Origin of the sequence: Maricaulis sp. W15, from assembly GCF_001924955.1 — a bacterium.
GTDB classification, from domain to species: Bacteria; Pseudomonadota; Alphaproteobacteria; order Caulobacterales; family Maricaulaceae; genus Maricaulis; species Maricaulis maris.
The window spans coordinates 156818-182132 of sequence record NZ_LQXG01000017.1 but is presented as its reverse complement, the minus strand read 5'-3'; the positions used below and the strand labels follow the sequence as shown (position 1 = coordinate 182132).

The window sequence follows — 25315 nt, the reverse complement described above, 5'->3', positions numbered from 1 at the left end:
GTATATCGGTCATTGGAGACACACCATGACCATACGCGACACCAAACAGCTCGGCGCCGCGCTCCAGCGGGAGCGAAAGCGCCAAGGCCTGACCCAGACACAACTCGCCGGCAAAGCCGGTCTGCGTCAGCAGACCATTTCGGCCGTTGAGGGCGGCAAGCCGCGCTCAGAGCTTCAGGTCATCTTCGACATCATGGCGGCGCTTGGCCTTGAAGTGTCGCTGAAGCCTCGAGCCGGCAACAACACACCGAGCCTTGAAGAGCTGTTCTGATGGGCCGAAAGCGCCGATCCAGCGTCCTGACGGTGGCCTTGAATGGCCGCATTGTCGGCAAGCTTGCGCGCGCCGCTGACGGCGCGACACGGTTTGACTACGCCAGGGAATGGCTGGATTGGGAATATGCGATCGCGGTCTCGCGATCCATGCCGCTTGTGGACCGCCCCTTCACCGGCCTGCCAGTGCGGGCGGTGTTCGACAACCTGCTCCCCGATGATGACCGCATCCGCGCCCGGATCGCCGCCAAGGTCGGGGCCGAGGGCACCGACGCCGTCTCCATGCTGGCCGCGCTTGGCCGCGATTGCGTCGGAGCGCTTCAATTCCTCACCGAAGACATGCCCCCTGCACCACCCGGGCCGCCAGAGGGTGAACCGATCAGCGATCAGGAGATCGCCGCGCGAATTCGGTCCTTGAGCCTTGCGCCGCTTGGCATGCGTGGCGGCGATGACGGATTCCGGATTTCGCTGGCGGGCGCGCAGGAGAAAACAGCGCTTCTCTATCATGATGGCCAGTGGCTGCTGCCTGTCGGCACCACACCCACCACGCGTATCCTCAAGCCGCAAATCGGCAAGGTCCAAACCGCCGATGGCGATGTGGACATGACGGACAGTGTGCAGAACGAGCATGTCTGCATGGCATTGTGCCGGGCCCTTGGCCTGGCCGTCGCACCGACTGAGATCCTGAAACTGGATGACGACCTTCTGGTCCTGAGCATTGAACGGTTTGACCGCCGACTTGACAGCAAGGGTCGCCTCTTGCGGCTCCCCCAGGAAGACATGTGCCAAGCGCTCGGCATCCCACCGACCGGCAAATACGAAGGCGATGGCGGCCCCGGTATCGGCGATTGCCTTGATGTCCTGAAGTCGAGCGATGCACCGGATGACGACCGGCGCGCATTCATCAAAGCCCAGATCGTTTTCTGGCTGATCGGCGCGACGGACGGACATGCAAAGAATTTTTCACTGCATCCGGGGCCACAGGGACGTTTCCGGCTGGCGCCGCTTTACGACATCCTCTCCACCCAATGGCAGCATGACCGCCAGCAGATACCGCGCAATGCCTTCCGGCTCGCAATGGCGGTCGGCGACAGGCGGCAGTACAAGATGGCAAGGATCGCTCCGCGCCATTTCGAGCAAACCGCCAAGCAAGCCGGCTTCCCGCTGCCAGCCCTCCATGAAGAGATGGCCGCGATCATGGCCCAGCTTCCCAAGGCGATTGAGACGGTTCAGAAATCTCTCGACCCGTCAGTGCCCGATGCGATGTTTGAGGCGATCACAAGGGCGGCGCAGCGCCGGGCCGAAGAGCTGGCGACCTGTCTCGGCAATTGACCCGCATAACCACCGACCCGCCTGCTGCCCAACGCCTGGCGCGGCGCCATTCATGCGGGCGCGTCGGACAGCAGGCCGCATCCGGTACTTCAGCACCGGAAATATGGCGTGTGTCTTCGCTTGTAGCGGATTCCGGCGCCGGGCGCGGCGTCATGACCGCGAGCAGGTCCGAAACGCAGGATACAAGCGCCTTTATCCCCACAAGCGCCAGCTGCGATCCGCCAATCCGCACACCCACCCTTCCCTGCCACACGAACCCCGCTAGATTGGGCTCATGCTGCACCATTTCTTCACCGAACTCCGCGCCGCCCAAATCCCTGTCACCACACGGGAATACCTCACCTTGCTCGAAGCGCTCGACAAGGGCGTGATCGAGCCGGAGATCGCGCATTTCTACTCGGTCAGCCGGGCGGCGCTGGTCAAGGACGAGAAGGATTTCGACAAGTTCGACATGGTGTTCGGGCATGTCTTCAAAGGCGTGGAAATGCTCTCCCAGATGTTCGAGGACAAGGACATCCCGGACGAATGGCTGCAGGCGATGATGAAGCGCATGCTCACCGAGGAAGAGATGGCCGAGCTCAAGGCCCTGCCCTTTGACGAGCTGATGGAAACCCTCAAGAAGCGCCTGGAAGAACAGGAAAAACGCCATGAGGGCGGCAACAAGTGGATCGGCACGGGCGGCACCTCGCCCTTCGGTCATTCCGGCTACAACCCGTCCGGCGTCCGCATCGGTGGCGAGAGCCAGAACAAGCGCGCCGCCAAGGTCTGGGAACAGCGCCGCTACAAGGATCTCGATGGTGAGCGCGAACTGGGCACGCGCAATCTGAAAGTCGCCCTGCGCCGCCTGCGCAAATTTGCCCGTGACGGGGCCCGCGAGGAACTTGATCTGGGCGAGACGATCGACGCCACTGCCAAGCAGGGCTGGCTCGATGTCATCATGCGGCCGGAGCGCCGCAATGCGATCAAGGTGCTCGCCCTGTTCGATGTCGGCGGGTCAATGGACCCGCATGTCCGACTTTGCGAGGAGCTGTTCTCGGCAGCCCGCACGACCTTCAAGAATCTCGAATATTTCTACTTCCACAACTGCCCCTATGAGGGCGTGTGGCGGTCAAACCTGCGGCGCCGAACCGAGACCGTGCCGACCCTCGATGTGATGCACAAATACCCGGCCGACTGGAAGGTCATCCTGGTCGGCGACGCCGCCATGGCGCCTTATGAGATCACCCATGATGGCGGTTCGGTCGAGCATTGGAATGAGGAGGCCGGTGCGGTCTGGCTGCAGCGCATCGTCGACACCTGGCCGCACCTGATCTGGATCAATCCGACACCGGAAAAATGGTGGGAGCACTCCTACTCCACCCGCCTCGTCCAGGACATTATCGGCGCCGACCGCATGTTCCCGCTGACGCTTGAGGGCGTCGATGCGGCGATGAAGGAATTGGCGCGTTAGGGCGCATCGTCCGGGTCCTTTCAGCATGACGACCGACAGACATCGCTCGGATCATTTCTGCGAATGAGTCTCAAAACAAATTGACTCTGCAAATCACTCTCATTATCACACACCCCAGTTCAGTGCTTTGAGTGGGGACACTTCATGTTGCGTTTCAATACATTACGGCGCCCGGCGCCGATCGCGTTCGCTTGCCTGGCGAGCACCGCCCTGACCGGCCTCGCCGCGCCGTCCTCGGTGCTCGCACAGGATGCCGACGAGACCGAGGACGTCGTCGTCGTACACGGTGTACTGGGCCGCTATTCGGCCACCAAATCAGACACGCCGGTCATCGAGACGCCGCGCTCGGTCTCCATCGAAACCCTCGACCAGATTCTCGATCGCGGCGGCGTCGACCTGTCGGACGCCTATCTCTATTCCGCCGGCGTGATCGGCGACACTTACGGCATCTCGACCCGCGTCGACTCGGTCCAGGTGCGCGGCCTGCGCGCGCCGGAATACCGCGACAGCCTGCAGGCGCTGTTCGGCAGCTACAACAATACCCGTTCCGACATCTACACCATCGAACAGGTCGAAATCCTGCGCGGCCCGTCGGCCATTCTCTATGGCCAGGGCTCGCCGGGCGGGATCGTGAATGTGGTGTCGAAAACACCCGAGGATGAATTCTCCGGCGAGATCGTCGGCGAGGTCGGCAATCACGACCGCTATCAGCTGGCCGCCGACTTCACCGGCCCGCTGGACGCCGACGGCACCTGGCTCTATCGCGGCATCGGTGTGTGGCGCGAGACCGGGACCCAGATCGACCATATTGATGAAGAGGCGATCACGCTGGCACCGTCGCTCACCTTCGCGCCGGGGCCCGACACGCGCCTGTCCGCTATCGTCACATATCAGGACATCAACGCCGCAGCTGCGTCACAATTCCTGCCCATTCATGGCACGCTTCTGCCCGGTCCTGACGGTCGACACTTCGACGCCAATGTCTTCACCGGCGAACCGGACTTCGACCGCTACGACACCGAGTCGGTTTCGCTCACCCTGCTCGCCGAGCACCGGGTGAACGCGAATCTCCAGCTGGAAGCGACGGTGCGCCGGACCGAGAGCGAAGCGGACTATCGCCAGGCCTGGATTTCCTTCATCGGCGGCGACCGCCACATCCGCAATCCCGATGGCAGCCTCTATCGCGACGGCTACATGCCGCGCACCTTCTACGCCTCGCAGGCCAGTTCGGAACAGACCGCGGCGGACATGCGCGCAAGACTGGATTTCGAGACCGGCGCCTTCAGCCACAAAGTTCTCGGCGGCCTGCAATACCAGGACGTGACAACGGATAATGACAGCGCCTACCTGTTCGCCATCGGTCTGGACTTCGCCACCGGCCTGCCGGACGCCACCTATGGCGACAGCTTCTGGTTCAACCCCTACGCCCCGTCCTATGGCGCCTATCCGTCGGACGCGATCATCGACGCCTACATGTCGGATTCGCCCGAGAGCCGGACGCAGAGCACCGGTCTCTACCTCCACGACCAGATCGAGCACGGCAGCTGGCTCGCCACGGTCGGCCTGCGGAGTGACTGGGTCGAGACGGATACCGGCTCGGCAACCCAGGACGACGACAAGCTCTCAACCAGCTTCGCACTGATGTACCGCTTCGACATCGGGCTGAACCCCTATGTCAGCTATGCGGAAAGCTTTGAGCCGGTCATCGGTACCGCATTCGACGGCTCGGCCTACGAGCCCCAGGAGGGCCGCCAATACGAGATCGGCGTGAAGTACCAGCCGCCGGGCAGCCGTTCGCTGGTCACCCTCTCCTGGTTCGACATCGAACAGTCAAACCTGCTGACCGCCGATCCCGCCCATCCGGGCTTCCAGGTCCAGGCGGGCGTGGTGACCATTACCGGGTTTGAAGTGGAAGCCGCCTGGTACTGGGACACCGTGTCGCTGGATGTCAGTGCCAGCCAGCTCGAGACCGAGACCCTCGACGGCTATCAGCTCGCCTCCATCCCGGAAGTGCAGGCCTCGGCCTGGCTGGGCTGGCAGCCGACCGGCGCCTGGTCCGGTTTCCGGGCTGGCGCCGGTGTGCGCCATGTCGGCGAAAGCCAGAACGGGACCGACAGCCTGGAAACCCCTTCCTACACCCTGGTCGATGCGATGATCGGCTATGAGATGGATGCGTGGAATTTCGGCCTGCACGCCTCCAACCTTTTCGACGAAGCGTATTTCGCGACCTGCCTGTCCCGCGGCGACTGCTTCGTGGGTGAGGACCGCACCGTGGTGGCCCGGGCGGCGCGCCGCTTCTGACCGACGCCGCCCCCCAGACGGCGTTGCGTGCGGGTGCCGGGCCGCTGCCGAGTGGCGGTCCGGCACCCGATTATTGACGAGGATGGAGATCAAACCATGGCGTATGCCGCCGCAATCTGGATCCTGCTGTCGATCGGCGCCGGGCTGTTCGGTGCTCTTGTGCTCCGGCAGGCCTGGAAGCGCCGCCAGGAGCCGCATCGGCTTCTGATCGCGCTCGGCTGGCTTGCACTGCTGGCCGCCGTCCTGGCCTGGCTGCCCGTCGGCCTGCCGGTCTATGGCGTCGTCCTGGGCATGCTTGTCATCCAGTGCCTCGCCCTCATGGTGGTTTTCTGGCGTACAGGCTGGACGGGACCGCCACCGGCGGAGCCTCGACGACCGGCCGCCCCGCAGCCCGCCCGCGCCTGGCGTCGCGGACTGCGAGGCGCTGCCGTCACCCTGCTGGCCGGCCCCCTCGCCCTGCTGGGCGGCGTGGCGCTTTCTCTCATCCTGTTCGCGCTGGCCGGACAGGCCGGCTGGAGCGAGGCGAACCGTCTTGCCCTCTTCCTGTTCGCCGTCCCCATCCTGTGGAGCGCGCTCGCCACCCTGGCCGTTCTCGACCTGAAACTGCGTCTTCGCGCGCTCGGACTGGTCCTGCCGGTGGTGCTCGGCGGCGTCCTTATCGCCGTGACTGTCTAGGAGACGACCATGACCGCCCTGCCCTGGCCGAAAATGCCCGCCCGTCTCGTCGCCCGCATGCTGTCCGGCCACACTGCGCTGGGCCTTGCCCTGTCGGCGCTGCTCTACATTGTTTGCCTGAGCGGCACGCTCGTCGTCTTTCACAATGAGTTCTCGCGCTGGGAACAGCCCGGCATCACGGAGATCGAGGCCGTCACGCCGCAAACCATCCAGACCCTGCTGGAAAACGTGCTCGGGCGCCTGGAAGAAACGCCGGACCAGGTCACCCTGGTCCTGCCGACGCCGGATGTTCCGCGGCTTGTTGCCGGTGCCGGCGAGGACTATTGGGTCGCCGGAGCCGACGGCACGCTGGGCGAACCGGTCGCCCACCCCTTCTCGGAATTCCTCGTCACGCTGCACATGTATCTTCACCTGCCGGCGATCGCGGGGATCACGCTGGTCGGCCTGCTCGGCGTCATGATGCTGGGGCTGGTCCTGACCGGCTTCCTGGCCCATCCGCGGATCTTCCGCGATGCCTTCCAGTTCCGTCGCGGCAAGAGCGCCAGGCTCGGCGAAACCGATTTACACAACCGGCTGTCGGTCTGGGCCGCGCCCTTCCACATCACAATCGCGCTGACCGGCGCCCTTCTGGGCCTGGCAACGATCGGGGCCTATGCGCTCGCGCTGGTCTTTCACGACGGTGACTTCGAAGCCGTCTTCCCGCCCATTTTCGGAGGCGAAACGGAAACCGGGCCGGCGCCGGACGGGGTCGCCGATGTGGCGACCGCCTACCGCAACTTCCAGGCCGAACGTCCGGACCTCACCGCATGGCTGATCTATGTCAACGGCCCCGGGACCGAGGCGCAGAATATCGAAATCCTGACCCAGGTGCCGGGCCAGCTCGCCTATTTCGACGGCGTCCAGTTCGACGCCGCCGGTACCATGATCGGCGCGACCGGGATGAGCGACGGTGAAGCCGGACAGAAAATAGCCGTTGCGGTCTATTCCCTGCATTTCGGTTGGTTCGGCGGCCTGCCGGTGAAGTTCGCCTATCTGGCCCTGGGCCTCGCCCTGACAGCTGTGTGCGCCTCCGGATTCACGCTGTGGCTGATCAAGCGACGGGAGAAGGGTCGCCCCTCTCCGCGCCTTGAGCGGGCCTGGATCGCTGTGGTGTGGGGCGCACCGGCCGTGCTGGCCGCGACCCTGCTTGGCGCCGTGAGCGGTGTCATGGCCGAGGCGGTGCTGATCCCCTTCCACTGGCTCGCCCTGGCTGGCCTGATCGTGCTGGCCATGCTGTTCGGCAGCGCCCGCCACTGGTCACGTGCGCTGCGGCTGGCGGCCGGCGCGCTGACCCTTGCCGGGTTGGCGGTGCACCATGCCGTCAATGCCGGAAACTACCAGGGCGAAGCGGCCTGGGGTGTCAGCGCAGGACTGGCGGTCACAGCACTGATCCTGCTGGCAAGCACGGGTCCGTGGACATGGAGTCCGGCGGGCGGCGGAACGACGACCGGGCCGGTGCAGGTGGGCTAGCCCGGCACCGTCACCCGCCCTTCATCATAGTCCAGCTCCAGCTCGCTCTCGACCCGCGCGATCCAGCCGCGCACGCCGAGGAACTCGTCGAGGTCGAAACCGCCCTCATCGGCGACGCGGGTATAAGCGACCAGGGCGATATCGGCGAGGGTAAGCTGGTCACGGACGATGAAGTCGCGCGACAGGAGCCGCATCTCCATCACACCGAGCGCCCGCCGCCCCTTGGCCATGAGCTGCGGATCGATGGCGTCCTCGGACATGTGCTGGAAGGCTTTCTGGAAACGTCGCACGGCAATGAAGGGTTCATGGCTGTATTGTTCCCAGAACATCCATTCGAGCATTTTGGCATGGTCGAACGGGTCGGCCGGAATGAGCGCCGAGCCGGCCGCCAGATGGATGATGATGGCGTTCGACTGGGCCAGGATGCGGCCATCCTCGCGTTCCAGGCACGGCACCTGGCCGGCCGGGTTGATGGCCAGGAAGTCGTCGGTCCGGGTCTCGCCCTTCACCACATTGACCTCGTGCCAGTCATAGGGGATGGCGAGCCGGTCGGCGGTCCACTTCACCTTGAGGCAGTTGCCACTGTGGCGATCACCATAAATACGGACTGGCTGGGTCATGCGACGACTCCCTTGCATCTTTCCGCAGCATAACGCCACCGGCGGCAAGCGCGAGTGATGAATGCGTGTCGCGCGCAGCCAGTGCCCGGCATTCGCCCGCGCATGTTGGTCAAGCTGTGACAGTCCGCCGCTTGGGCCGCGCACCGAGGCCGCCTATAAGAAGCGAAACGAACACAGGTATTCGCCCGCATGAACACCCAGACCCGACCCGGCATCACCCCGCCCGAATCCTGCCAGACCATGCAGGAGGTCCGCGAAGGCGTTGACGCGCTGGACCGTGAACTGGTCGCACTGATCGCGCAGCGCGCCCGCTATATGGAAGCCGCCGCCCGCATCAAGCCAAGCCGGGACGTGGTCCGCGATGAATGGCGGATCAATGATGTGATCTCGAAGGTAAGCGCGGAGGCCAAAAGCCACGGCCTCGCGGTGGAGATCGCCGAGCCGGTCTGGCGCGAACTGGTCGAACGCTCGATTGCCTATGAGTTCAGTGTCTGGGACGCGACGCGCGAGGTCTGATCAGTCGGCGGCGGCAAAGACCAGTTCGGTCTCACGAAAGCAGCGCTCGACCGCGAGCCGGGCGCCGGGCCAGGCCGTTTCGGCCTCACCTTCCACGGCGTCGCAGACATCGGCCAGGGCAAAGGCGCCCACACCGCGCGCGGCACCCTTGAGGGTGTGACAGGCGGCGCGCCAGCTGGCCGGATCGGCCGGCGCCTCCATGATCGCGAGGCAACGCCGCGCCTGGTCACACATCAAGCCGAGCAATTCATCACGAAGCGCGGCATCCCCGCCGGTATAGCGGGCGAGGTGAGCCGCATCGAAGAGCGGCGCATTGGTGGATTTCATGGCAGCAATCATAGCCCATTCCTAGCGTCAGCGCCTTAACACCCTCCTTAATTTTCGTGCCCGGCAAGGGCGATCGCTCATCTTGGTGAATACAGCGTTCACATTCCCGTCAGGCGCGAAATGTCAGATTTTCAGCTGCAAAACGGGAGGATCAAATGCTGAAATCTGTCAAAATGATCGCCTGCAGCCTGGCGCTGACCATGGGGGCTGGCGGCCTTGCCAGCGCCATGACGGCGCCCGCTATCGCTCCGGCGAGCGACATCAAGCTCGTCGCTGAGAACGGCGAAAAGCGCCTGCAGCGACGCCATCACCCACGACGCCATGGCTATCGCGATCGCCGAACTTCGCGGGACCATCACGACTATCGTCGCGGACACCGCAATGACTACCGCAATGCCCGCCGCCACGCCTCACGGTGCTGGAGCGAGAACCAGCGCTCACACTATCGTGGCCGCCCGGCCGTGGTATCGGTCCGGGTGTGCCGGGATCGCCATGGCCGGACCCATGCGGTGCGCGGATCGACACGACTGGTCCGCTATCTCCGCGGCCATCGCCGGCACTGGTAAGCCTTGCCAAGCTTCCGCTTGAAGACGGGTCGGCGGCGCGATATTTCTCTCCTTGAGGGAGAATGATCATGTCCAACCGCCGCACCTGCCACCTGTTTGCCGCCGGTTCTGCCCTGGCATTGCTGACCGCCGCCTGTTCGCCATCCGGCGAGCCGGAAGCCGGCGCCTCGGACAGCGCCGGATCCGCGGCGATGCCAGGCAACAGCGACACGACAGCGTCGGCAATGACCGACACACGCCCGGCCGATGGCGTCACGCCGCCGGCCGACAGCCGCGAACTGGCGGCCATCGACATGCAGGAATGGGACGTGCCCTGGGAGGGACGTCCGCGCGACCCGTACACGCTGGATGGCGAGACCGTCTGGTTCGTCGGCCAGGCCAACTCCTATATCGGCCGTCTTGACGTCGCGACCGGCGAGATGAGCCGCGTCGATCTGCGCGAAGGTGCCGGTCCGCACAATCTCATCGTCCATCCTGACGGACGGATCTGGTATGCTGGCAATCGCGATGCCCATATCGGCATCTATGATCCTGCCAGCGGCGCGTTCGACTATGTCGAGACACCACCGGACACCGTCGCTGATCCGCACACCCAGATTTTCGACGATGCCGGCCATGTCTGGTTTTCCAGCCAGCGCAGCAATTCGGTCAGCCGCCTCAACATGGAGAGCCGCGAACTCGATGTGGTGATGGTGCCAACCGAGTCGGCGCGCCCCTATGGCATCAAGATCGCGCCCGACGGCACGATCTGGGTCGCCCTGTTCGGGACCAGCAAGCTGGCATCAATCGATCCGGACACGCTGGTCCTGACCGAGCATGACCTGCCGCGCGACAGCGCCCGACCGCGCCGTCTCGACATCACCTCGGACGGCCGCATCTGGTATGGCGATTATGCCGATGGTTTCCTCGGCGTGCTCGACCCGTCCGACGGCTCGATCCGTGAATGGGCCATGCCGTCCGGTGTCAACGCCCGCCCCTACGCGCTGGCCGTTGATGGCCAGGACCGGGTCTGGTTCGTCGAAACCGGCGTCGATCCCAACTGGTTTGTCGGTTTCGACCCGGCGAGCGAGACCTTCTTCTCGATCACCGGCATCCCGTCCGGCGGCGGCGTCGTGCGGCACATGCATTACCTGCCATCAACCGGCGATATCTGGTTCGGCAGCGATATGGGAACCATCGGCCGCGCCTCGGTGGAATAGCCCGGCCAATTGCACCTGCCGGCACCGGCAATCCGGCATGGCCGGCATGTGCAATCGGGCAAATGAATGGCTTGCTTTTGTCCCGCGGACGCGTATTTTCCGCCGCTTCCCAACCGGCGCGCCTATAGCTCAGTTGGTAGAGCAGCTGACTCTTAATCAGCGGGTCCTAGGTTCGAATCCTAGTGGGCGCACCAATTTTTTAAAATGGTTATGGGAAACTCGGCAGCGCTTGCGCGCTTAAATGCTTCCACTCGGCTACCTGCACAGATCATTTAGCAATCGGCTAACTATTCGCAGGTCGTAATCAGCGGAAATGATGCCGGTCGAGCGGTCCCATTCACCCGGGAACTCAAACGCCACAGTGATTTCGATTTCGCCGTCACCCATGAACGGCCAAATCGAAACCGTCATGGGGTCCATACGAACTTGTGACCATCGGCCTGTCGCTGTCGAGCGGGAGGGGGCGTCTGCATTGGGATACTGTATTGAGATTTGATAGGCCGTTTCATCGCTCGGCCACCCCGACGCCCGCAGTATGTAAGACGGCAGATCGGCGGGCATTTGATCCGCTAGGCAATCGGCGTAGAGTTCTATCGGCGTACCCCCAGCGGCTTCCAATTCAAGACTTGCGCTATAGCCATACACCGTTACGCCGCTATCGATTATGCCGACAAGGGCGAGGCTGGCTGACACATCGCGTTTGCAAATTTGCCATTCTGAAACCCTGACGCAGTACTCATTCTGGTCCTCAGAAAGTTGAGCCGATGACGTGCCCGCGAAACCCGCAGCGAGCATCAGCGGGCTTCCGACGGTCCACGCCCAATGCATACCAAACCTCCATTGTATTTTATTGGCGAAACCGTATCACTTGGCACCAAAATTGTCGTTGAGGAGCGTTGGGCCGCTCAAACTAGCGCCCAACATTCCCCACAACCGCCTGCCCGCCCTCATTTACCGTCACATGCTCCACGGTCACCTTTTGTACCTTCGCGTCGACAATCGCTAAAAGCTAGCAACGCCTGAACAAGTCAGTTGCACGTCTGAAGCTCTCGCTAAAAAGTTGACCGAATTGAAGGCGCCAGCTACGGCACATTGATTAGTACTTTTATCTGAGGGGACTTCCATGAAGAAGTATCTTATCGCGGGCGTGGCTGTAGCCATGGCTGTTTCCATATCTGCCTGCGCAACCAAGCGATATCCGATTGCGACGCCTTTGTCGGCTGCAGAAATTGAGCTTATGGATTGCAATGATTTGCAGCTTGAAATCGTCCGGACGGAACAAGTCCAGCATCAGATCACCGAGACAGCAGAGACGGACTGGCGCTCTGTCGCGGGGTTCCTGGGTGATTATGGTATTGGCAATGCCATGGCCAAATCTGAGGCTGAAACGGCACTCTCAGAGCGGCTCCAATCGATCAGAGCTGCTCAAGCCCGCCATGGGTGCATGGGCCAATAGAGCATTCGCAAACGAATGGGGTGCAGCGTTTAGGTTGCGCCCCATTCAATTTAGGCCCGGTCTAAAGATGATAATCCAGAAGACCATTCTTTGCGCTGCGGCAATCGCAATCCTAGTTGCCGCGTGTGGCCGCCAAGCAGACAATGAGCGTTTCGAAATCGTCGCTTCTGCCACTCCAACCGGGTGGGAAGCGACAATTCAAAGCGCCTCGTCTGAGACCCATACCGATTGCCGGGTCAGCGTGAACTCTCCGGAGGGCGGGTATCATGCACAAACGACGTTCAGGTTCGCACAAGGCGAGAACGTGACCATTGACGACCGCATGTTCACTAACGCGAGGCAGGACCACCCTAGGTTCTTGATCGACGTCCTAATCCAATGTGCCAGCCCCTATTCAGTGACAATCCTGCGGCCCGACGACATCGAACATCACTGAACGTGCGGTTTGGTGCGGCGCTGGCATTCCATGATTTGCGCGGAGTGTAGCACAGCATGACTCCGCTGCATCCTGCGGCTCAAGCGCGTCAACGAGGGCCTGGAGGCCGTTTGCCGGCTTTGGGTCGCCACGGCTCACGGATTGGCTTTCGCTCTCGATAAGGGCCCGCATGAGCAAACCAGCCGCGCTCATTTTTGGTGGCGTCAATCGCCGGTCAAGCTCACTCCAATAATGCTTCACCACCTCGAACGCATTTGATGCTTTAGCCGTTTCGGCTTTAGTCGCAGGCCGCTTTTCACCATCAACCGAAACAGGCACGTGACTACAGTCTGTGCTACCATCTTAGCGGCAACTCAAGGCAACTTGGGGAACTTGGAGGCGGGATTATTCCTGCTATAGTACCACTCTAGGCATCTAGCGGAAATTGCAGGAACGTCGAACACGGAGCCCCTTAATCAGCGGGTCCTAGGTTCGAATCCTAGTGGGCGCACCAATTTTCCAGTTACATCAATGCCGGGCGCGACGCGTCAATGCCATTGACCGAGCGGACCGCCCGGGACGACTGTGTGTTGCGTGTGGACCCTTGTTGATACCGCACGTTCAGGAGCCAAACTTGCCTGCAACCCGCCGCCTGTCCGCCCTCTTCCTCACCTGTCTCGGCCTGCTCGCGGGATGTGCCAGCGCGCCGGCGCATTTGCCGATTGTGGATCCGGGCAGTGCCAACGGGCGTAGCGAGACGATCCTGATTGCGACGACGCGGGTGCCCAGCCCGGATCCAGATATCCGCCTGACCACGCTGCGCGGCGCGTTGTCCTTTGCCCGCGCTGATGTCTGGGTTCCGGCCAACCGGCTGGCCGGCGAGATCAATTATCCCTCGGCGCGGGTTGATCCGCAGCGCGAATTCGCCCTGACCCGATATCAGGCGGATATCGGACGCCGGGAGTTTTCAGCCCTGCTTGACCAGCAATTGAGCGCTCTGCCCCTGGTCGAGCGACAGGTCTTCGTCTTCGTGCACGGCTTCAACACGCCCTATTCGGACGGGCTTTATCTGAACGCCCAGATCCTCAATGATTTCGGGGTGAACACCGTGGCCGTGCATTATGCTTGGCCGTCGGCCGGCCAGATCACGGCCTATCTGCACGATCGCGACAGCGCGCAATTTGCCCGCGACGGGCTGGCAGACCTGCTTGAAACCGTCGCCAACAGCCCTTCCGTCTCAGTCACGATCCTGGCCCATTCGATGGGGGCGCTGGTGACCATGGAAGCGATGCGGCAACTGTCCCTGCAGGGGCGCACCGACATCCTGGCCAAGATTGACCCGGTCATCCTGGCGTCGCCGGATATCGATTATGACGTGTTTTTGAACCAGCTCGCCGCGATCAATCCACCGCCCCGGCACATGACGGTCGTGGTCTCGAACCGGGATCAGGCGCTGCTGGTGTCAGACACGCTGAGCGGCGGCGGCCGCGCGCGGCTGGGCATAGGCGCCCGCCAGGACGCCCTGATCGAACGCGGCATCGCCATCCTCGATCTGAGCGAGCTCACCGATGGCACGCTGATCGGGCATACCGACTTCGCAGCCTCCCAGACCCTGATGCAACTCGCCGCCAGCGGAGCCCTCAGTCATGCCTTCAATGGCGAAACCTCGCAGGACCGCATCGCCGCACCGAGCAGCCTCGCGGACATCGCCGGCCGCATCATCCGCCTGCCGTTACGCGCCCTGGGCGAGAATTAGGGACGGAAACCGGACCCCAAAAACTAAAGCGCCCGGACCGAGGGGGGAGAGGGTCCGGGCGCTCATGTTGCAAGGCGACATCAAGGGGGGAGAGATCAGCCGGCCTCGCGAACCTCGGTGAGGAAGGTTTCAACGGTAGAATTCAGTTTCTCGGCTCGTTCGGACACCGTCCGCACGGCGCGCAGCACATCCTGCGAGGCGTCGCCGGTCTGACGGGCCGAGCGGGACACCACATCGACATTGTCGGAGACCGCACGGGCGCTGGTCGCGGCATGCGAGACAGAACTCGAAATCTCGCGGGTCGAGGCACTCTGCTCTTCCGCAGCAGCGGCAATCGCCGAAGCCGAACGGGAGATTTCGCCGACAGCGCGGGTCACGTCCTCGATCGAGGCGGAAGACGAGGCGGCTGCCTCCTGGATCGCCTGGATCTGGTCGCGGATATCATCCGTGGCCTTGGCGGTCTGGGCGGCGAGCGACTTGACCTCGGAAGCGACAACCGCAAAGCCCTTGCCGGCTTCGCCAGCGCGGGCGGCCTCAATGGTGGCGTTCAGGGCCAGCAGGTTGGTCTGCTCGGAAATATCATTGATCAGCTGCACCACATTGCCGATCTCCTGCGCAGCCGCACCGAGATTGTCGACGACGGCGCGGACCGACTTGGCCCGCTCATCGGCCTGGCTGGCCATGTCGGAGGAGCCCTGGATCTGTTGGGTCACCTCGGCAATCGAGGCCGTCAGCTCTTCAGACGCAGCCGCAACAGACTCGACATTGGCCGAGGCTTGGGCGGCGGATGACGCCATCTGGCCGGACTGTTCCGAGCCTTCGGTCGCGGCCTGCGACAGCTGCTCGGCGATCGCCGACATCGAGGAACAGGCCTCATTGACTTCGCCCAGCATCGACATGACCTCGGCATCAAATGCCTGGGCCAGATCATTGAGCTTGGCGGCGCGGCGCTCATTGGCTTCGGCCTGGGCACGCTGTTCTTTTTCGAGTTCCTCGGCCTGCAGGCCCTTCTCGCGGAAGCGGCGCAGGCTTTCGACCACGGCACCCAATTCGTCCGAGCGTTCCAGCGCGCCGATATCGAGCGAATAATCACCGTCAGCCAGGGCCTCGGTCGCGGCTGCGATCTTGCGCACCGAAACCGAGATCTGGCGACCGAACAGGACGGCCAGGGCAATCAGGGCGATGCCGACACCAATGGTCAGCCCGATGAACATGATGATGGAGTTGCGCACTGCGGCTTGCGTTGCTTCGGCATCCATGCGGGCCAGGGAGGCTCCTTCCATGGCGAGGCCATCCAGATCAGCACTGATCTCCGCAAAAACCGCGTCAAAGGGCTGGAGGAAGGCAACCGAGCTGGCAAAATCGAGTTCCAGCATCTGGCCGACGAAATCCAGCGCATCGCGATAAAGGGCGAGCTGTTCGACAAGGCTGTCAAACGTGTCCGTCCCCGCCGCGATGTCGGCGCCGGAGCTTTGGAGCTGGCTGATCCGGGCAGACAGTCCGTCAACACGGGTGCTGACGGCGTCAAACTCCGCCATCACATCAATCGGGTTTCCTGCGGCCTGGGCCGTCACGACAGCGAGGACTTCGCTGTTGATGGTCTGGAGTTCGGATTTCAGGTCAGTGAGTTCGAGCGCGGCATTCATCTCCCGCATCGCACGTTGCTGACTGGCCGACCCGTCCTGCAGCGACCAGGCGCCCAATCCGGCAACCGCAATCAGCGCAATGATGGCTGCGATCGGCGCAACCGCAAAGGATTGCGCGATGGTCAGCTTGAAGAGTGAAGAGGCCTTGCCCATTGTAGTCTCCCAATTGACATCACCGGTGGCGGTTTTGTCGTCAGGCCGAGAATCCGCCCGAATCGCTGAAGTCAGGGTTAACGCCCCGGCACCATTCAGTGCCGGGGCGCTCATTTCATATTAGAAGCTGCTCGACAGACCGAACCAGACGCGGCTTTCCGACTGGGCGTTGGCGGTGGTCGCCTCGCCGTCGCCGAAATTGGCATTCTGGGCGTTCAGCGACACAGCGATATGGTCGTTGAAGCGATAGCCGGCGCGGAAGGAAACGGCGACATAATCGTCGATCGCAACCTGGGTCGGCAGGCCGAAGACCGGCTGCAGCGGCGACGTGGTTTCTGACACATAGTTCACGAACCCATCGACGCTCAGCTTGTCGCCGGTCCAACCGACATGGCCGTTGAACAGGTGAGCCGGGGTCGCATTCTCGAAGTCCTGGACATGGCCAAGACCGAACGTGCCATCCAGATCGTCTTCAGTCTGCTGGTACGTATAGTTCGCATCCCAGTTCCAATTGCCTTCCGGATCGCCGGCGAGGCCAAATTCGAAACCGGTCGTCGTGGTGTCGCCGCGGTTATCGAACAGGAGGGTCGGGATCGTGACGGTCGGCGGCAGCAGGTCCGGGAAGAGTCCGAACTGGCCCCGGACGTCCGACGTGTCCTGCATGAACACAGCGGCACGCATGTCGATGGTTGGCGTCAGGCTACGGTCATAAGCGACCTCATAGCTGTCGACGATGGACGGTACCATGTCCGGATTGCCCGACAGGATGAGCGGGTTGCCCCCCACGGTTGTCTGCAGGGTGAAGCCGATGTCAAAGGAGGTCGGTGCCTGGATGCCACGCCCCGCCATGAAGCGCATCGTGCCGCCGAAGGACGGACGCCAGACCAGCGCCGCATTGTAGGAGAACTCTTCAAACGACACCGAATAGTCGTCCTGCGTGAAGCTGTAGAAGCCTCCCGGCGCGCCATCACGACTCCAGTCGACGCTGTCATAGCGCCCGGCAAGTGTGAGATCCCAAGCGTTGGAGAACTTGTGGTTCCACATCACCGAGAAGGCCATCGACTCATAACCGAAATCGCCATTGCCCGGATCCGGGAAGGACGCGGTCTGGCCGTCGCGGAACTCGGCGCCAATGCGGACGGTGTTGTTGGTGCCGACCTTGAACAGGTCCTGGATGCGGAAGGTCGTCAGCTCGGCGCTGAGCGGACCGAAGGAATAGGCGATCTCGCTTTCATTGCGGTAAGCGAGAGCCGTGATGACACCATAATCGGTATCAGCTTCCAGCTCGGCCTTGTAGGAGCGCAACTCGTACAGGGCGCGAGCAGAAGAATAGACCGACGTCATTTCCGACTGGTCGACATTGGTGAAAGTCGCTTCCGCCGTCAGGCTGACCTTGTCGGTCAGGGAAAAACGACCTTCGATGGCACCGGTTTCACGGTGAAAGTCCTGCAGGGCGAGCGGCTGGGCCTCGATGGCGTTGACACCCGCCGGCAGTTCGGAGGTCTCGGCATTGCCATAGCTGACCCGCACGGCAGCGCGGTCACCGAACTGGCGTGCCGCCACGAAGGCGGCGTTGAAACCGCCATCGGTTTCGACATTCACGCGCGCCGTGGCGTAGTCGCCATGCTGCGGGTTGCGGGTGATGATATTGACCACACCGGACACCGCATTGAAGCCGTAGAGAGCCGACTGGGCACCCTTGACGACTTCGATCTGCTGGATTTCCTCAAGCTGGACCGGAAGCGTCGACCAAGCGGTATAGCCATAGCTGTCGAGATAGACTTCACGGCCATTCACCAGCACCAGCAGGCGCGGCGAATACGGGGTGGCGGCGCCGCGGATCGAGATCTGGCCATCGCCATAACCATAGCGGTTGTAATCAATACCGGCATAGTGGCGCAGGATGCCCGGAATATCGTACTCCGGGAAACGCTCGATATCGTCCTGGGTGATGATGATCATCGTCGCAGGAACGTCGGAAGCGCGCTGCGGCGCACCCGTGGCGCCAGCGGTCACCGGCTCGCCGAACAGGTCGCTCATGGCGGTATAGTCGAGCGACTGGGCAGCAGTCGCGGCGGAGAAACCGACGCTCAGCGCAAGCACCGAGATCGACGTCGTGAGGAATTGGGTCTTCATGGTAGCTACTCTCTCAAATCTCGGATTACGCTTAGATTTCTTCAATCATCATGGCGAAGGCGGCGGCGAAGGAGACCGACGAGCTGTCGGACGCGCCGCGATTGACCACGATGCGCACGGACGGCGCGCTCTGGACGCCCATCACGCAACGAGCGCTTTCGACACAGCTCATATCGGTGGACACGGTCATCACGCCTGCGGAGCTTGCGGCACCGAAGACGCCGGCATCGCCGGCAGCCGAACCGAGCAGGACAGCCGCGTCAGCGCCGCTGATCGAACCCGTGTCAGCCATCGGGACAAGGCGAGCATTGAGCGTGACCCGGCCCGCCGAAAGGCCGCCGGACATCGCAGACGCGAGCGCCTGCGCTTCGCCTTCGCTGGCCGGATCGAACACGATCGCGACGGTGCGGTCGGAACCGCTGGCGCCTTCAACAAAGCCCAGTGCGCGACCGATCACTTCCAGATCGCGCTGCGTCGTCTCGGCCATGGCTGGCGTTGTCATGAGAAGGCCGGCCAGAGCCGGCAAAATGATTTTGTGCATTGGGGACACCCCGTCCTGTTCCTATGTCACCGCAGTGCGGCGTATGGGGTCCACCTAGGGGATGGGTATTAACCACGACTTTCGTCCGGGTAATTGGATATTACCAATACTTGTAATATCCAATTACCATGGCGGTGAGCCAAAAACTGTTCCTGAAAAGTAAATACTGAATGCCGGTTGCCGCAAAAATTTCAAGTATAGCGCCGTCGGAGGCTGCGGTAGCGGGTGCCGCAAATCTGCGCGATCTGCCGTTTTTTGGCCTCCTTCCTCGCGCTGGTATGATGAATGGTGGCGCGAAATAACTCCCGACCCGATTCCCTGGCGACCGGATTGCTGCTTCTCGCCAGCGTCCTGCTCGTGCCCGGATTGACACTTCCGGCACTGGAAACACGACATCTCGGCCTCTGGGGTGACGCTCACTCCATCCTGTCGCTCGGCCTGTCGCTGCTCAGCGCACAGGAATGGTTGCTCGCGCTGACGGTGCTGACCTTCTCGGTCGGCTTTCCCTTCGCCAAGCTCGGCTGGATGTGGCGATTGCAACTATCCCACCCGGCGTCAGACGCCGTCACTGAACCTCGCGCGCTGCGATGGCTGGAGCGGTTGGGAAAATGGTCGATGGCCGATGTGCTGGTGATCGCGCTGGTCGTGTTCAGCCTGCGTGGCAATCTCCTGCTCGAAGCGAGACCACTGATCGGCGCCTTCTGTTTCGCCCTGTCGACAATCCTGGCCATGCTGGCAGCCGGACGCATTGCCGCTGCGGCCCGCCCGCCGAGCCGCGTCGCCTAGTCAGGGGTCGGGGCGGACAACAGTTCAGCGGCGCGATGGCGCAGCTTGTCGAGCACAACAGCCAGCACCGCGATCTCGGCTTCATCGAGCCCGGTCAGGAGATCGGCTTCAGCGCCCAGCGCCACCGGCGTGATCTCGCGATAAATCTGGTGACCGGCCGCGGTCAGGCGAAGATCGCGCGAACGCCGGTCCGCCTTGCGCTCGGCCCGGTCGACGAGACCGCGGCCCACCAGTGCCTTCACGGCCCGGCTCACCGACACCTTGTCCATCGCGGCAATGTCGGACAGGGATTGCGCCGTCATCGGTTCTGCCTCTCCCAGCAAGGCAATGACGCGCCATTCCCAGATCGTCAGCCCGAACCGGTCCTGATAGGCACGCGCCACCAGGCGGCTGACCTGATTGGAGGTCACGGCAAGACAATAGGGCATGAAATCGCGCAGGCTCAGTGCAGGCGGGGTGGCGTTCGGATCGGTCATGCCCATGAGGTGCCGGATGCCGGCGGCAGCTGCAAGGCGTTTGTTGGCTCGACGGCGCGCCACCGGTTCGGCTATCGATAGCGCATGACGGATCTCATAGCTGCCCCCGCCCCGCCCCGACTTGCCATTGATGGCGACAGCCGGACCTTTCCGGTCGCCCGGATATTCTGCATCGGCCGCAATTACGCCGATCATGCCAAGGAAATGGGCGAAGCCGCCGAGGCGATCTTCTTTACCAAACCGGCCAGCGCCATATCGACAGCGGCCAGCCTGCCCTACCCGACCGAAACCGCGGACCTGCACCATGAAGTCGAGCTGGTCCTCGCCCTCGGCGAAGGCGGTGCCATCATCGCCTGCGGTACCGGTGTCGACCTGACCAAGCGCGATCTCCAGTCCCGGCTCAAGGCCAAGTCGGCCCCGTGGGAAATCGCCAAGGGTTTTGATGCCTCGGCCCCGATGGGCAAACTCAAACTCGGCCCGCCGCCCGCAACCGGCACGATCAGCCTGTCGGTCAATGGCGGCATGCGCCAGTCCGGTTATCTCGAACAGATGATCCTGCCTCCGGCGGCACTGCTCGCCGAACTCAGCCGCTATTTCACCCTGGGCGCGGGCGACCTCATCTTCACTGGCACACCGGCCGGCGTCAGCGCACTGCATCCCGGCGACACGGTTGCGGCGCGGATCGACGGCCTGCCACCGCTCGATTTTGCCCTCACCGAACGGAGCTAGCAGCGCCATGACCACGACACTCTACGGCTATTGGCGCTCAAGCGCCGCTTACCGGCTTCGCATCGCGCTCAATCTGAAGGACGTTTCCTACGAACAAGTGGCGGTCAATCTGAAAGAGGGCGAACAGGCGGGCGCCGACTGGCTCGCCATCCAGCCACAGGGCCTGGTGCCGGTGCTCGAACATGAGGGCGACCGCCTGCTGCAATCGCCCGCCATCCTCGAATGGATCGACGAAACCTGGCCCGACCCTGCCTTCCTGCCGCGCGACGCCGCCGAACGCTGCCGGCTCCGCGGCTGGGCGTCGATCATCGGCTGCGACATCCACCCGCTGCAGAATTTGCGCGTCCTGAAAGCCGTCGCCGGCGATCTCGGCCAGGGCCCCGATGGCATGAAGGCCTGGGCGCAACGCTGGATGACGTCCGGCTTGGACGCCCTCGAGACCTTGGTCAGGGCGGCGCCGCGAACCGGTGAGTATCTCGGCGGCCAGCGGCCGGGTCTGGCTGACATCTATCTGGTTCCGCAGGCCTATAATGCCCGCCGATGGGGTCTCGACATGGCCGACTGGCCTGCTCTTGCAGCGGCGGACGCCGCCTGCCGCGCCCTGCCGGCTTTCGACGCTGCGGCGCCGGAGCGGCAGCCCGACGCGGAAAACTAGCGCCGCAGCCGCGCGAAGCGGCGATGGGCCAAGCCCTCCAACGCCCATTCAACCGGGCCGACCCGCAAATGGCGGTCACACAGCCAAATCAGTCCGGCTTGCACAAGGGCGAGTCCGATCCCCATGGCGAACAGGCCAAGCGGGCCGATCCGGCCAAACAGGGCCACACCCGGCAGGCCGGAAAAGATCAGGGTCAGCACGATGATCTGGCCGACCACGACACTGAGCCAGAGATGGCCGGCCCGGATGAGCAATAGCTGCAACGCCTCTCCGAGCCGAAACCGGACCGCCAAAACCACCAGCGCCGCATAGCCCCAGGCCGTCAGCATCGCCCCGGTGGCGTGTGCCGCCACGCCCTGACCGGTCTGTGACGGCGCGAAATCGGTACTCAGTGCGTGCAAGGCCGCCCAGCCATTGAGCGGCAGGCCGATGCCGAGCGCGACCGCGGCGCTGAGAACCAGCGGCATGACCGGCCAGCGTCCCGACCAGAAACCGCGCTCGACCAACTCCATGCCCAGCAAGACAAATCCCAAAACGCCGCCGCCCAGAAAGAACATCTCGACCATGTGGAACTGGAGGGCGGTCGCCATATTGCCCGGCAAGCGCGCCAGGAAGCCGGCCTGATGGCTCGCCTCGATGGCGGCGATCCGGCTGCTGTCGAGGCCCAGCAGGTCCGCCAGAGCCATCGTGTCCGGCAGCAAGGCGGTGATCCCCGCGCCGGCGAGCAGGATCAGGAAAGACCCGCCAATCAATGCGCCGAGAGTCATCCAGCGGGTCGCCGGCTGCAGCGCCTGCATCGGACGCGCAATCATGCCGGCCAGCGCCATTACGGTCAAAAGCTCGCCATGCCAGAACAGATAGGCCGCCATCAGACCGAGCAGGCACATCCAGCCGAGCGAACCGCGCCCGCCGACATCCAGGCCCAGCGCCAGGGCTGAACCGAACAGGACGAGCAGCAATATGTTGAACACCCAGGCGGCAAATGTCTGGCCAAGCCACCACACCACACGGTCGGCCGGACCGGGGTCCGCGGTTTGCAGCGGCAGGATGTCGGCAGCTGGCCAGACATGGGCAAAGCCGGCCAGGTTGGCGAACAGCAGGCCGAAGACGGTGAGGCCGAGCATGATCAGGACGCCCGCTTCCTCGCTCTCACTGGCCTCGTCCATGCCTGCCCCCGCGGGGCGTCGCCCCATTTTTGCCATCTTCTTACCAAGTCTTCACGAACTTCCCATGTTTCGTGAATTGCCCTCACCGTATGCAGGTACTAGGCACATGTTCAACACATTCAGGATCCGGGGACGCCCCTGAAATGGTCGAGTTTCTTATCGCGCTCATCGAATGGTTCGCCGTCATGGCCCTGTCCTCGATCGGGATCGAGGCGTCAGGGTCCGCACACTGCGGCACTGATCCGACCGCGCGTCCGGCCGAATACCGCGAAGCGGTGTTGTTGGTAAACGGTTCCGATGGCAAGTCCGGCTGGGTTCCCGCCCGCGGCGATGGCTGCGCCCAGTGGATGCCGATCCGCGACCCGCGCGAGACGCCGGAATTGCTGTCGCCACCGTTGATCTACAACAGCTGACACGCCCGATCCGCCGTCAATCCACACGACCTTTCCGCTGCAAATATTGAATTTGCATAGATTATCTGTGTGCCTCGCGCGCATCTCCCCCTATTCTCTGTCATAATATCCAGCTCCGGCAGGCGTGCGCGCGCGCTGGCCGGAGGCCGATTGCAGCCAGCCAGGCCCGAAATGACCGAGACCAGACACGACCACAAGATCGAACTCGCGGAGATGACCATGGCCGACGAGGACAGCACAACGCCGATTGCCGAGACCGGCAGCAAGGCGCTGACCGCGCCCGCCGCACCGGAAGCCAATTCGGCCGAGGCGCCGCCGCGCGGCGGCAATTGGCTGGTCTGGCTGGGCAATTGTTTTGCCCTGTGCTGGGTCGGCGGCGCCAGCGCCTATCTGTGGGCCTATCTCGGCATTCAGTCGCTTGACGCGCTGGGTCGCTACAGCTTCGGCCAGCTGACCGGCCTGTCGGTTTTCGCCCTCCTGCCCGCCCTGATCTTCATCATCGCCGGCATGATGGCGCGCGAGATCGTTCGCAGCTCGGCCAATACCCGCCGTGTCGAACTGGCCATCCGCAAGCTCGCCGAACCGGCGCAATATGCCCGCCACGAGGTCCAGACCCTGTCGGACGCCGTGTCCGGCGAGGTTGAACGCATCAATTCGGCGCTGGAGAGCGCCCTCGCCCGCCTCGCGGCGATGGAAGAGGTGATCAGCCATCACGCGGAATCGCTGGAACAATCCGCCACTGATGCCCGCGACCGGACCGAACACCTGCTCAAGGGCCTGCGCACCGAACGCTTGCGTCTCGGCGAAGTGTCGGAATCGCTCGACGACAAGGCGGCCCTGATCGCAGCGGCGATTTCCGACCAGTCCAAAATGGTCGCCGCCGCCGCCGAACTGGCGGCCAGCCAGGCCTCCGACAGCGAACGTCGCATCCGCGCCAGCGTCGAAGACCTCAACTCGGCCGGCAGCGCCGTCACCGAGCGCAGCGATGCCGCCGCCCTGGTCATTTCCGAGCGCACCACGCATTTGCGCGAGCTGTCCGACGGTCTCAAGGAGCGTTCGGAAAACCTCGATGCCGCCTATGTGAAGCACCGCCAACGCCTCGCCGATGCCGGCGAAGCCCTGCGCAAGGAACAGGAAAAGATTGCCGCCGCCCTCGACTTCCACAAGGCTGAGCTGGAAGTCATGGCCTCGACCGCACGCGATGGCGCTGATGCGCTCAACTCCGCCGCGTCGAACGGGGCGGTCGCCTTCCGCGAAGCCGTGGAGGCCGCGATTGAACGGGCTGATGGCATGGCCGGCCGCGTCCGGGCCGAAACCGAAAGCGCGGCCCAGGAACACGAGTCGGCATTGGCGCGCCTGATCGCGTCGGCGCAGGAGGCAAAGTCGGTCTCTGATGCCGCCATCGAAGCGATCGAAGCCCAGGCCGATATCGTCGCCAGCAAGGTCGAACAGACCAATGAGGCCGCCTATGAGGCCGCCCGCCGGTCCGATGAGGCCTTCGAATTGCGCCTCGCCGAAGCCGACAAGCTGACCAAGCGCGCCTCGGTCGCTGCCGACGAAGCCGCCGACTCGGTACGCCGCCGGCTCGAGTCCGTATTGGCAACGGCCCGCTCGGAAACCCAGACCGTCGAACGTCATATTGATGCCATGACCGAACGCCTGGCGGAAATGCCCGGCATGGCGCGTGATCGCGCCCAAGAGGCTGCCGACACGCTGCGCCGCGGACTGGAAGGCCTCAATGCGGCGGCCATGGCCGCGGCCGAGGAAGCCCAGGAAATCGATGCCGCCTTCCAGGCGCGCATCCGCCAGAACTATGAATTGCTGTCGGACTTCATGCTGCGCATGGGTTCGGTCGCCGGCGGACGCCGGGCGCCGGACCTCGGCACCAACGAACTGCCCGACCCTCTGGCCGGACGCAAGTCACGCCGTTCCGCATCCGAACCGGCCCAGCCGACCGACACGGACAGCGACGCCGTCTCCGATGACGATGACATGAAGCGCCCGCTCGGCCATTCCGAAGCCTCGACCCAGCCGCGTGCCGACAATGCGGTCGGTTTCCCCGAACGTGGTGGACGGCGCAGCAGCGGCGCCAGCAGCGAGCCGGGTTGGCGCTGGAAGGACTTGCTCTCATCCATGCCCGACGAGGACGACGCCCCGGCCCCGAAACGCGGCCGCCGCGCGCCCAAGGATGGCGACGGCTCTGACGAGAACTGAGCTGCGCT

24 protein-coding genes and 1 tRNA gene are annotated in these 25315 nt (G+C 63.5%); 17 read left to right on the top strand and 8 right to left on the bottom strand.

What is annotated here, in order from left to right:
* The first annotated feature begins 25 nt into the window (after nt 1-25).
* The 6 genes from AWH62_RS17015 to AWH62_RS10540 all read left to right on the top strand — a co-directional run bounded on the left by AWH62_RS17015 (nt 26) and on the right by AWH62_RS10540 (nt 7537).
* Entirely contained in the window at nt 26-271 is a 246-nt protein-coding gene (locus AWH62_RS17015) for a helix-turn-helix domain-containing protein (RefSeq protein ID WP_075190451.1), read from the top strand.
* Nucleotides 271-1602, top strand: coding sequence for a type II toxin-antitoxin system HipA family toxin (locus AWH62_RS10560; RefSeq protein WP_075190450.1), 1332 nt, complete (start codon nt 271-273; stop codon nt 1600-1602). The genes AWH62_RS17015 and AWH62_RS10560 overlap by 1 nt, the downstream gene beginning before the upstream one ends.
* A 274-nt stretch (nt 1603-1876) precedes the next feature.
* On the top strand, nt 1877-3052 hold the full coding sequence (locus tag AWH62_RS10555; RefSeq protein ID WP_075190449.1) for a VWA domain-containing protein: 1176 nt from the start codon (nt 1877-1879) through the stop codon (nt 3050-3052).
* Nucleotides 3053-3196: 144 nt separating this feature from the next.
* Nucleotides 3197-5353, top strand: coding sequence for a TonB-dependent siderophore receptor (locus AWH62_RS10550; protein WP_075190448.1), 2157 nt, complete (start codon nt 3197-3199; stop codon nt 5351-5353).
* A gap of 96 nt (nt 5354-5449) precedes the next feature.
* Entirely contained in the window at nt 5450-6028 is a 579-nt protein-coding gene (locus tag AWH62_RS10545; RefSeq protein ID WP_075190447.1) for a hypothetical protein, read from the top strand.
* Between the two features lie 9 nt (nt 6029-6037).
* Nucleotides 6038-7537, top strand: a complete 1500-nt coding sequence (locus AWH62_RS10540; RefSeq protein WP_075190446.1) for a PepSY domain-containing protein — start codon at nt 6038-6040, stop codon at nt 7535-7537.
* Here the strand turns inward: AWH62_RS10540 and AWH62_RS10535 are convergent.
* Entirely contained in the window at nt 7534-8157 is a 624-nt protein-coding gene (locus AWH62_RS10535; protein WP_075190445.1) for a glutathione S-transferase family protein, read from the bottom strand. The genes AWH62_RS10540 and AWH62_RS10535 overlap by 4 nt on opposite strands.
* Before the next feature lie 189 nt (nt 8158-8346).
* On the opposite strand from AWH62_RS10535, the gene AWH62_RS10530 reads away from it, so the two are divergent.
* A complete protein-coding gene (locus AWH62_RS10530; RefSeq protein ID WP_075190444.1) occupies nt 8347-8673 on the top strand; it encodes a chorismate mutase in 327 nt (108 codons plus the stop codon).
* Here AWH62_RS10530 and AWH62_RS10525 read toward each other — a convergent pair whose 3' ends face one another.
* Nucleotides 8674-9000 carry an Hpt domain-containing protein gene (locus AWH62_RS10525; protein WP_158025614.1) on the bottom strand — a complete coding sequence of 109 codons (327 nt, stop codon included), beginning with the start codon at nt 8998-9000 and terminating at the stop codon, nt 8674-8676.
* A 155-nt stretch (nt 9001-9155) separates the two neighbouring features.
* Between AWH62_RS10525 and AWH62_RS10520 the strand changes: the two genes are divergently transcribed.
* The 3 genes from AWH62_RS10520 (at nt 9156) to AWH62_RS10510 (ending at nt 10959) form a co-directional block, all read left to right on the top strand.
* Nucleotides 9156-9566, top strand: a complete 411-nt coding sequence (locus AWH62_RS10520) for a hypothetical protein (protein ID WP_075190442.1) — start codon at nt 9156-9158, stop codon at nt 9564-9566.
* Nucleotides 9567-9634: 68 nt separating this feature from the next.
* Nucleotides 9635-10765, top strand: coding sequence for a lyase (locus AWH62_RS10515; RefSeq protein ID WP_083635159.1), 1131 nt, complete (start codon nt 9635-9637; stop codon nt 10763-10765).
* Nucleotides 10766-10883: 118 nt separating this feature from the next.
* Nucleotides 10884-10959 (top strand) — tRNA-Lys (locus AWH62_RS10510).
* 61 nt (nt 10960-11020) lie between these two features.
* Here the strand turns inward: AWH62_RS10510 and AWH62_RS10505 are convergent.
* On the bottom strand, nt 11021-11593 hold the full coding sequence (locus tag AWH62_RS10505) for a hypothetical protein (RefSeq protein WP_075190441.1): 573 nt from the start codon (nt 11591-11593) through the stop codon (nt 11021-11023).
* Nucleotides 11594-11888: 295 nt separating this feature from the next.
* Between AWH62_RS10505 and AWH62_RS10500 the strand changes: the two genes are divergently transcribed.
* Both AWH62_RS10500 and AWH62_RS10490 read left to right on the top strand, forming a co-directional pair.
* Nucleotides 11889-12221 (top strand): hypothetical protein, encoded by a 333-nt coding sequence (locus AWH62_RS10500; RefSeq protein ID WP_075190440.1) that lies wholly within the window; start codon nt 11889-11891, stop codon nt 12219-12221.
* Nucleotides 12222-13270: 1049 nt separating this feature from the next.
* Complete coding sequence (locus AWH62_RS10490; protein ID WP_075190438.1) at nt 13271-14392, top strand: alpha/beta hydrolase; 1122 nt, start codon at nt 13271-13273, stop codon at nt 14390-14392.
* Nucleotides 14393-14487: 95 nt separating this feature from the next.
* Here the strand turns inward: AWH62_RS10490 and AWH62_RS10485 are convergent, their stop codons facing one another.
* The 3 genes from AWH62_RS10485 to AWH62_RS10475 form a co-directional block, all read right to left on the bottom strand.
* Entirely contained in the window at nt 14488-16191 is a 1704-nt protein-coding gene (locus tag AWH62_RS10485) for a methyl-accepting chemotaxis protein (protein WP_075190437.1), read from the bottom strand.
* A gap of 120 nt (nt 16192-16311) precedes the next feature.
* Nucleotides 16312-18327 carry a TonB-dependent siderophore receptor gene (locus AWH62_RS10480; RefSeq protein WP_075190436.1) on the bottom strand — a complete coding sequence of 672 codons (2016 nt, stop codon included), beginning with the start codon at nt 18325-18327 and terminating at the stop codon, nt 16312-16314.
* Between the two features lie 31 nt (nt 18328-18358).
* Nucleotides 18359-18868, bottom strand: coding sequence for a hypothetical protein (locus AWH62_RS10475; protein WP_075190435.1), 510 nt, complete (start codon nt 18866-18868; stop codon nt 18359-18361).
* A gap of 330 nt (nt 18869-19198) precedes the next feature.
* On the opposite strand from AWH62_RS10475, the gene AWH62_RS10470 reads away from it, so the two are divergent.
* The gene (locus AWH62_RS10470) at nt 19199-19654 is read left to right on the top strand and encodes a paraquat-inducible protein A (protein WP_158025613.1); all 456 of its coding nucleotides are present in this window, start codon (nt 19199-19201) and stop codon (nt 19652-19654) included.
* Here AWH62_RS10470 and AWH62_RS10465 read toward each other — a convergent pair.
* A complete protein-coding gene (locus AWH62_RS10465; RefSeq protein ID WP_233128302.1) occupies nt 19651-20193 on the bottom strand; it encodes a MarR family winged helix-turn-helix transcriptional regulator in 543 nt (180 codons plus the stop codon). The two genes, AWH62_RS10470 and AWH62_RS10465, sit on opposite strands and share 4 nt — an antisense overlap.
* A 21-nt stretch (nt 20194-20214) precedes the next feature.
* Between AWH62_RS10465 and AWH62_RS10460 the strand changes: the two genes are divergently transcribed.
* Nucleotides 20215-20859: a fumarylacetoacetate hydrolase family protein gene (locus tag AWH62_RS10460; protein WP_075190433.1), complete on the top strand. Its 645-nt coding sequence runs from the start codon at nt 20215-20217 to the stop codon at nt 20857-20859.
* A 7-nt stretch (nt 20860-20866) separates the two neighbouring features.
* Nucleotides 20867-21514 carry a maleylacetoacetate isomerase gene (maiA, locus tag AWH62_RS10455; protein WP_075190432.1) on the top strand — a complete coding sequence of 216 codons (648 nt, stop codon included), beginning with the start codon at nt 20867-20869 and terminating at the stop codon, nt 21512-21514.
* On the opposite strand, the gene AWH62_RS10450 is transcribed toward maiA, so the two are convergent.
* Nucleotides 21511-22680, bottom strand: coding sequence for a DUF418 domain-containing protein (locus AWH62_RS10450; protein WP_075190431.1), 1170 nt, complete (start codon nt 22678-22680; stop codon nt 21511-21513). The genes maiA and AWH62_RS10450 overlap by 4 nt on opposite strands.
* Before the next feature lie 143 nt (nt 22681-22823).
* Between AWH62_RS10450 and AWH62_RS10445 the strand changes: the two genes are divergently transcribed.
* A complete protein-coding gene (locus AWH62_RS10445) occupies nt 22824-23093 on the top strand; it encodes a hypothetical protein (RefSeq protein ID WP_075190430.1) in 270 nt (89 codons plus the stop codon).
* 171 nt (nt 23094-23264) lie between these two features.
* Nucleotides 23265-25307, top strand: coding sequence for a hypothetical protein (locus AWH62_RS10440; protein ID WP_075190429.1), 2043 nt, complete (start codon nt 23265-23267; stop codon nt 25305-25307).
* Nucleotides 25308-25315: the final 8 nt, after the last annotated feature.

What these genes read in the sequence shown, in the direction of transcription:
- AWH62_RS10515 (WP_083635159.1), top strand. Translation starts at nt 9,635, where the DNA reads ATGTCCAACCGCCGCACCTGCCACCTGTTTGCCGCCGGTTCTGCCCTG.
- AWH62_RS10450 (WP_075190431.1), bottom strand. Translation starts at nt 22,680, where the DNA reads ATGGACGAGGCCAGTGAGAGCGAGGAAGCGGGCGTCCTGATCATGCTC.
- AWH62_RS17015 (WP_075190451.1), top strand. Translation starts at nt 26, where the DNA reads ATGACCATACGCGACACCAAACAGCTCGGCGCCGCGCTCCAGCGGGAG.
- AWH62_RS10440 (WP_075190429.1), top strand. Translation starts at nt 23,265, where the DNA reads ATGACCGAGACCAGACACGACCACAAGATCGAACTCGCGGAGATGACC.
- AWH62_RS10500 (WP_075190440.1), top strand. Translation starts at nt 11,889, where the DNA reads ATGAAGAAGTATCTTATCGCGGGCGTGGCTGTAGCCATGGCTGTTTCC.
- AWH62_RS10485 (WP_075190437.1), bottom strand. Translation starts at nt 16,191, where the DNA reads ATGGGCAAGGCCTCTTCACTCTTCAAGCTGACCATCGCGCAATCCTTT.
- maiA (WP_075190432.1), top strand. Translation starts at nt 20,867, where the DNA reads ATGACCACGACACTCTACGGCTATTGGCGCTCAAGCGCCGCTTACCGG.
- AWH62_RS10445 (WP_075190430.1), top strand. Translation starts at nt 22,824, where the DNA reads ATGGTCGAGTTTCTTATCGCGCTCATCGAATGGTTCGCCGTCATGGCC.
- AWH62_RS10460 (WP_075190433.1), top strand. Translation starts at nt 20,215, where the DNA reads ATGACGGATCTCATAGCTGCCCCCGCCCCGCCCCGACTTGCCATTGAT.
- AWH62_RS10535 (WP_075190445.1), bottom strand. Translation starts at nt 8,157, where the DNA reads ATGACCCAGCCAGTCCGTATTTATGGTGATCGCCACAGTGGCAACTGC.
- AWH62_RS10525 (WP_158025614.1), bottom strand. Translation starts at nt 9,000, where the DNA reads ATGAAATCCACCAATGCGCCGCTCTTCGATGCGGCTCACCTCGCCCGC.
- AWH62_RS10475 (WP_075190435.1), bottom strand. Translation starts at nt 18,868, where the DNA reads ATGCACAAAATCATTTTGCCGGCTCTGGCCGGCCTTCTCATGACAACG.
- AWH62_RS10505 (WP_075190441.1), bottom strand. Translation starts at nt 11,593, where the DNA reads ATGCATTGGGCGTGGACCGTCGGAAGCCCGCTGATGCTCGCTGCGGGT.
- AWH62_RS10545 (WP_075190447.1), top strand. Translation starts at nt 5,450, where the DNA reads ATGGCGTATGCCGCCGCAATCTGGATCCTGCTGTCGATCGGCGCCGGG.
- AWH62_RS10550 (WP_075190448.1), top strand. Translation starts at nt 3,197, where the DNA reads ATGTTGCGTTTCAATACATTACGGCGCCCGGCGCCGATCGCGTTCGCT.
- AWH62_RS10480 (WP_075190436.1), bottom strand. Translation starts at nt 18,327, where the DNA reads ATGAAGACCCAATTCCTCACGACGTCGATCTCGGTGCTTGCGCTGAGC.
- AWH62_RS10520 (WP_075190442.1), top strand. Translation starts at nt 9,156, where the DNA reads ATGCTGAAATCTGTCAAAATGATCGCCTGCAGCCTGGCGCTGACCATG.
- AWH62_RS10555 (WP_075190449.1), top strand. Translation starts at nt 1,877, where the DNA reads ATGCTGCACCATTTCTTCACCGAACTCCGCGCCGCCCAAATCCCTGTC.
- AWH62_RS10530 (WP_075190444.1), top strand. Translation starts at nt 8,347, where the DNA reads ATGAACACCCAGACCCGACCCGGCATCACCCCGCCCGAATCCTGCCAG.
- AWH62_RS10540 (WP_075190446.1), top strand. Translation starts at nt 6,038, where the DNA reads ATGACCGCCCTGCCCTGGCCGAAAATGCCCGCCCGTCTCGTCGCCCGC.
- AWH62_RS10560 (WP_075190450.1), top strand. Translation starts at nt 271, where the DNA reads ATGGGCCGAAAGCGCCGATCCAGCGTCCTGACGGTGGCCTTGAATGGC.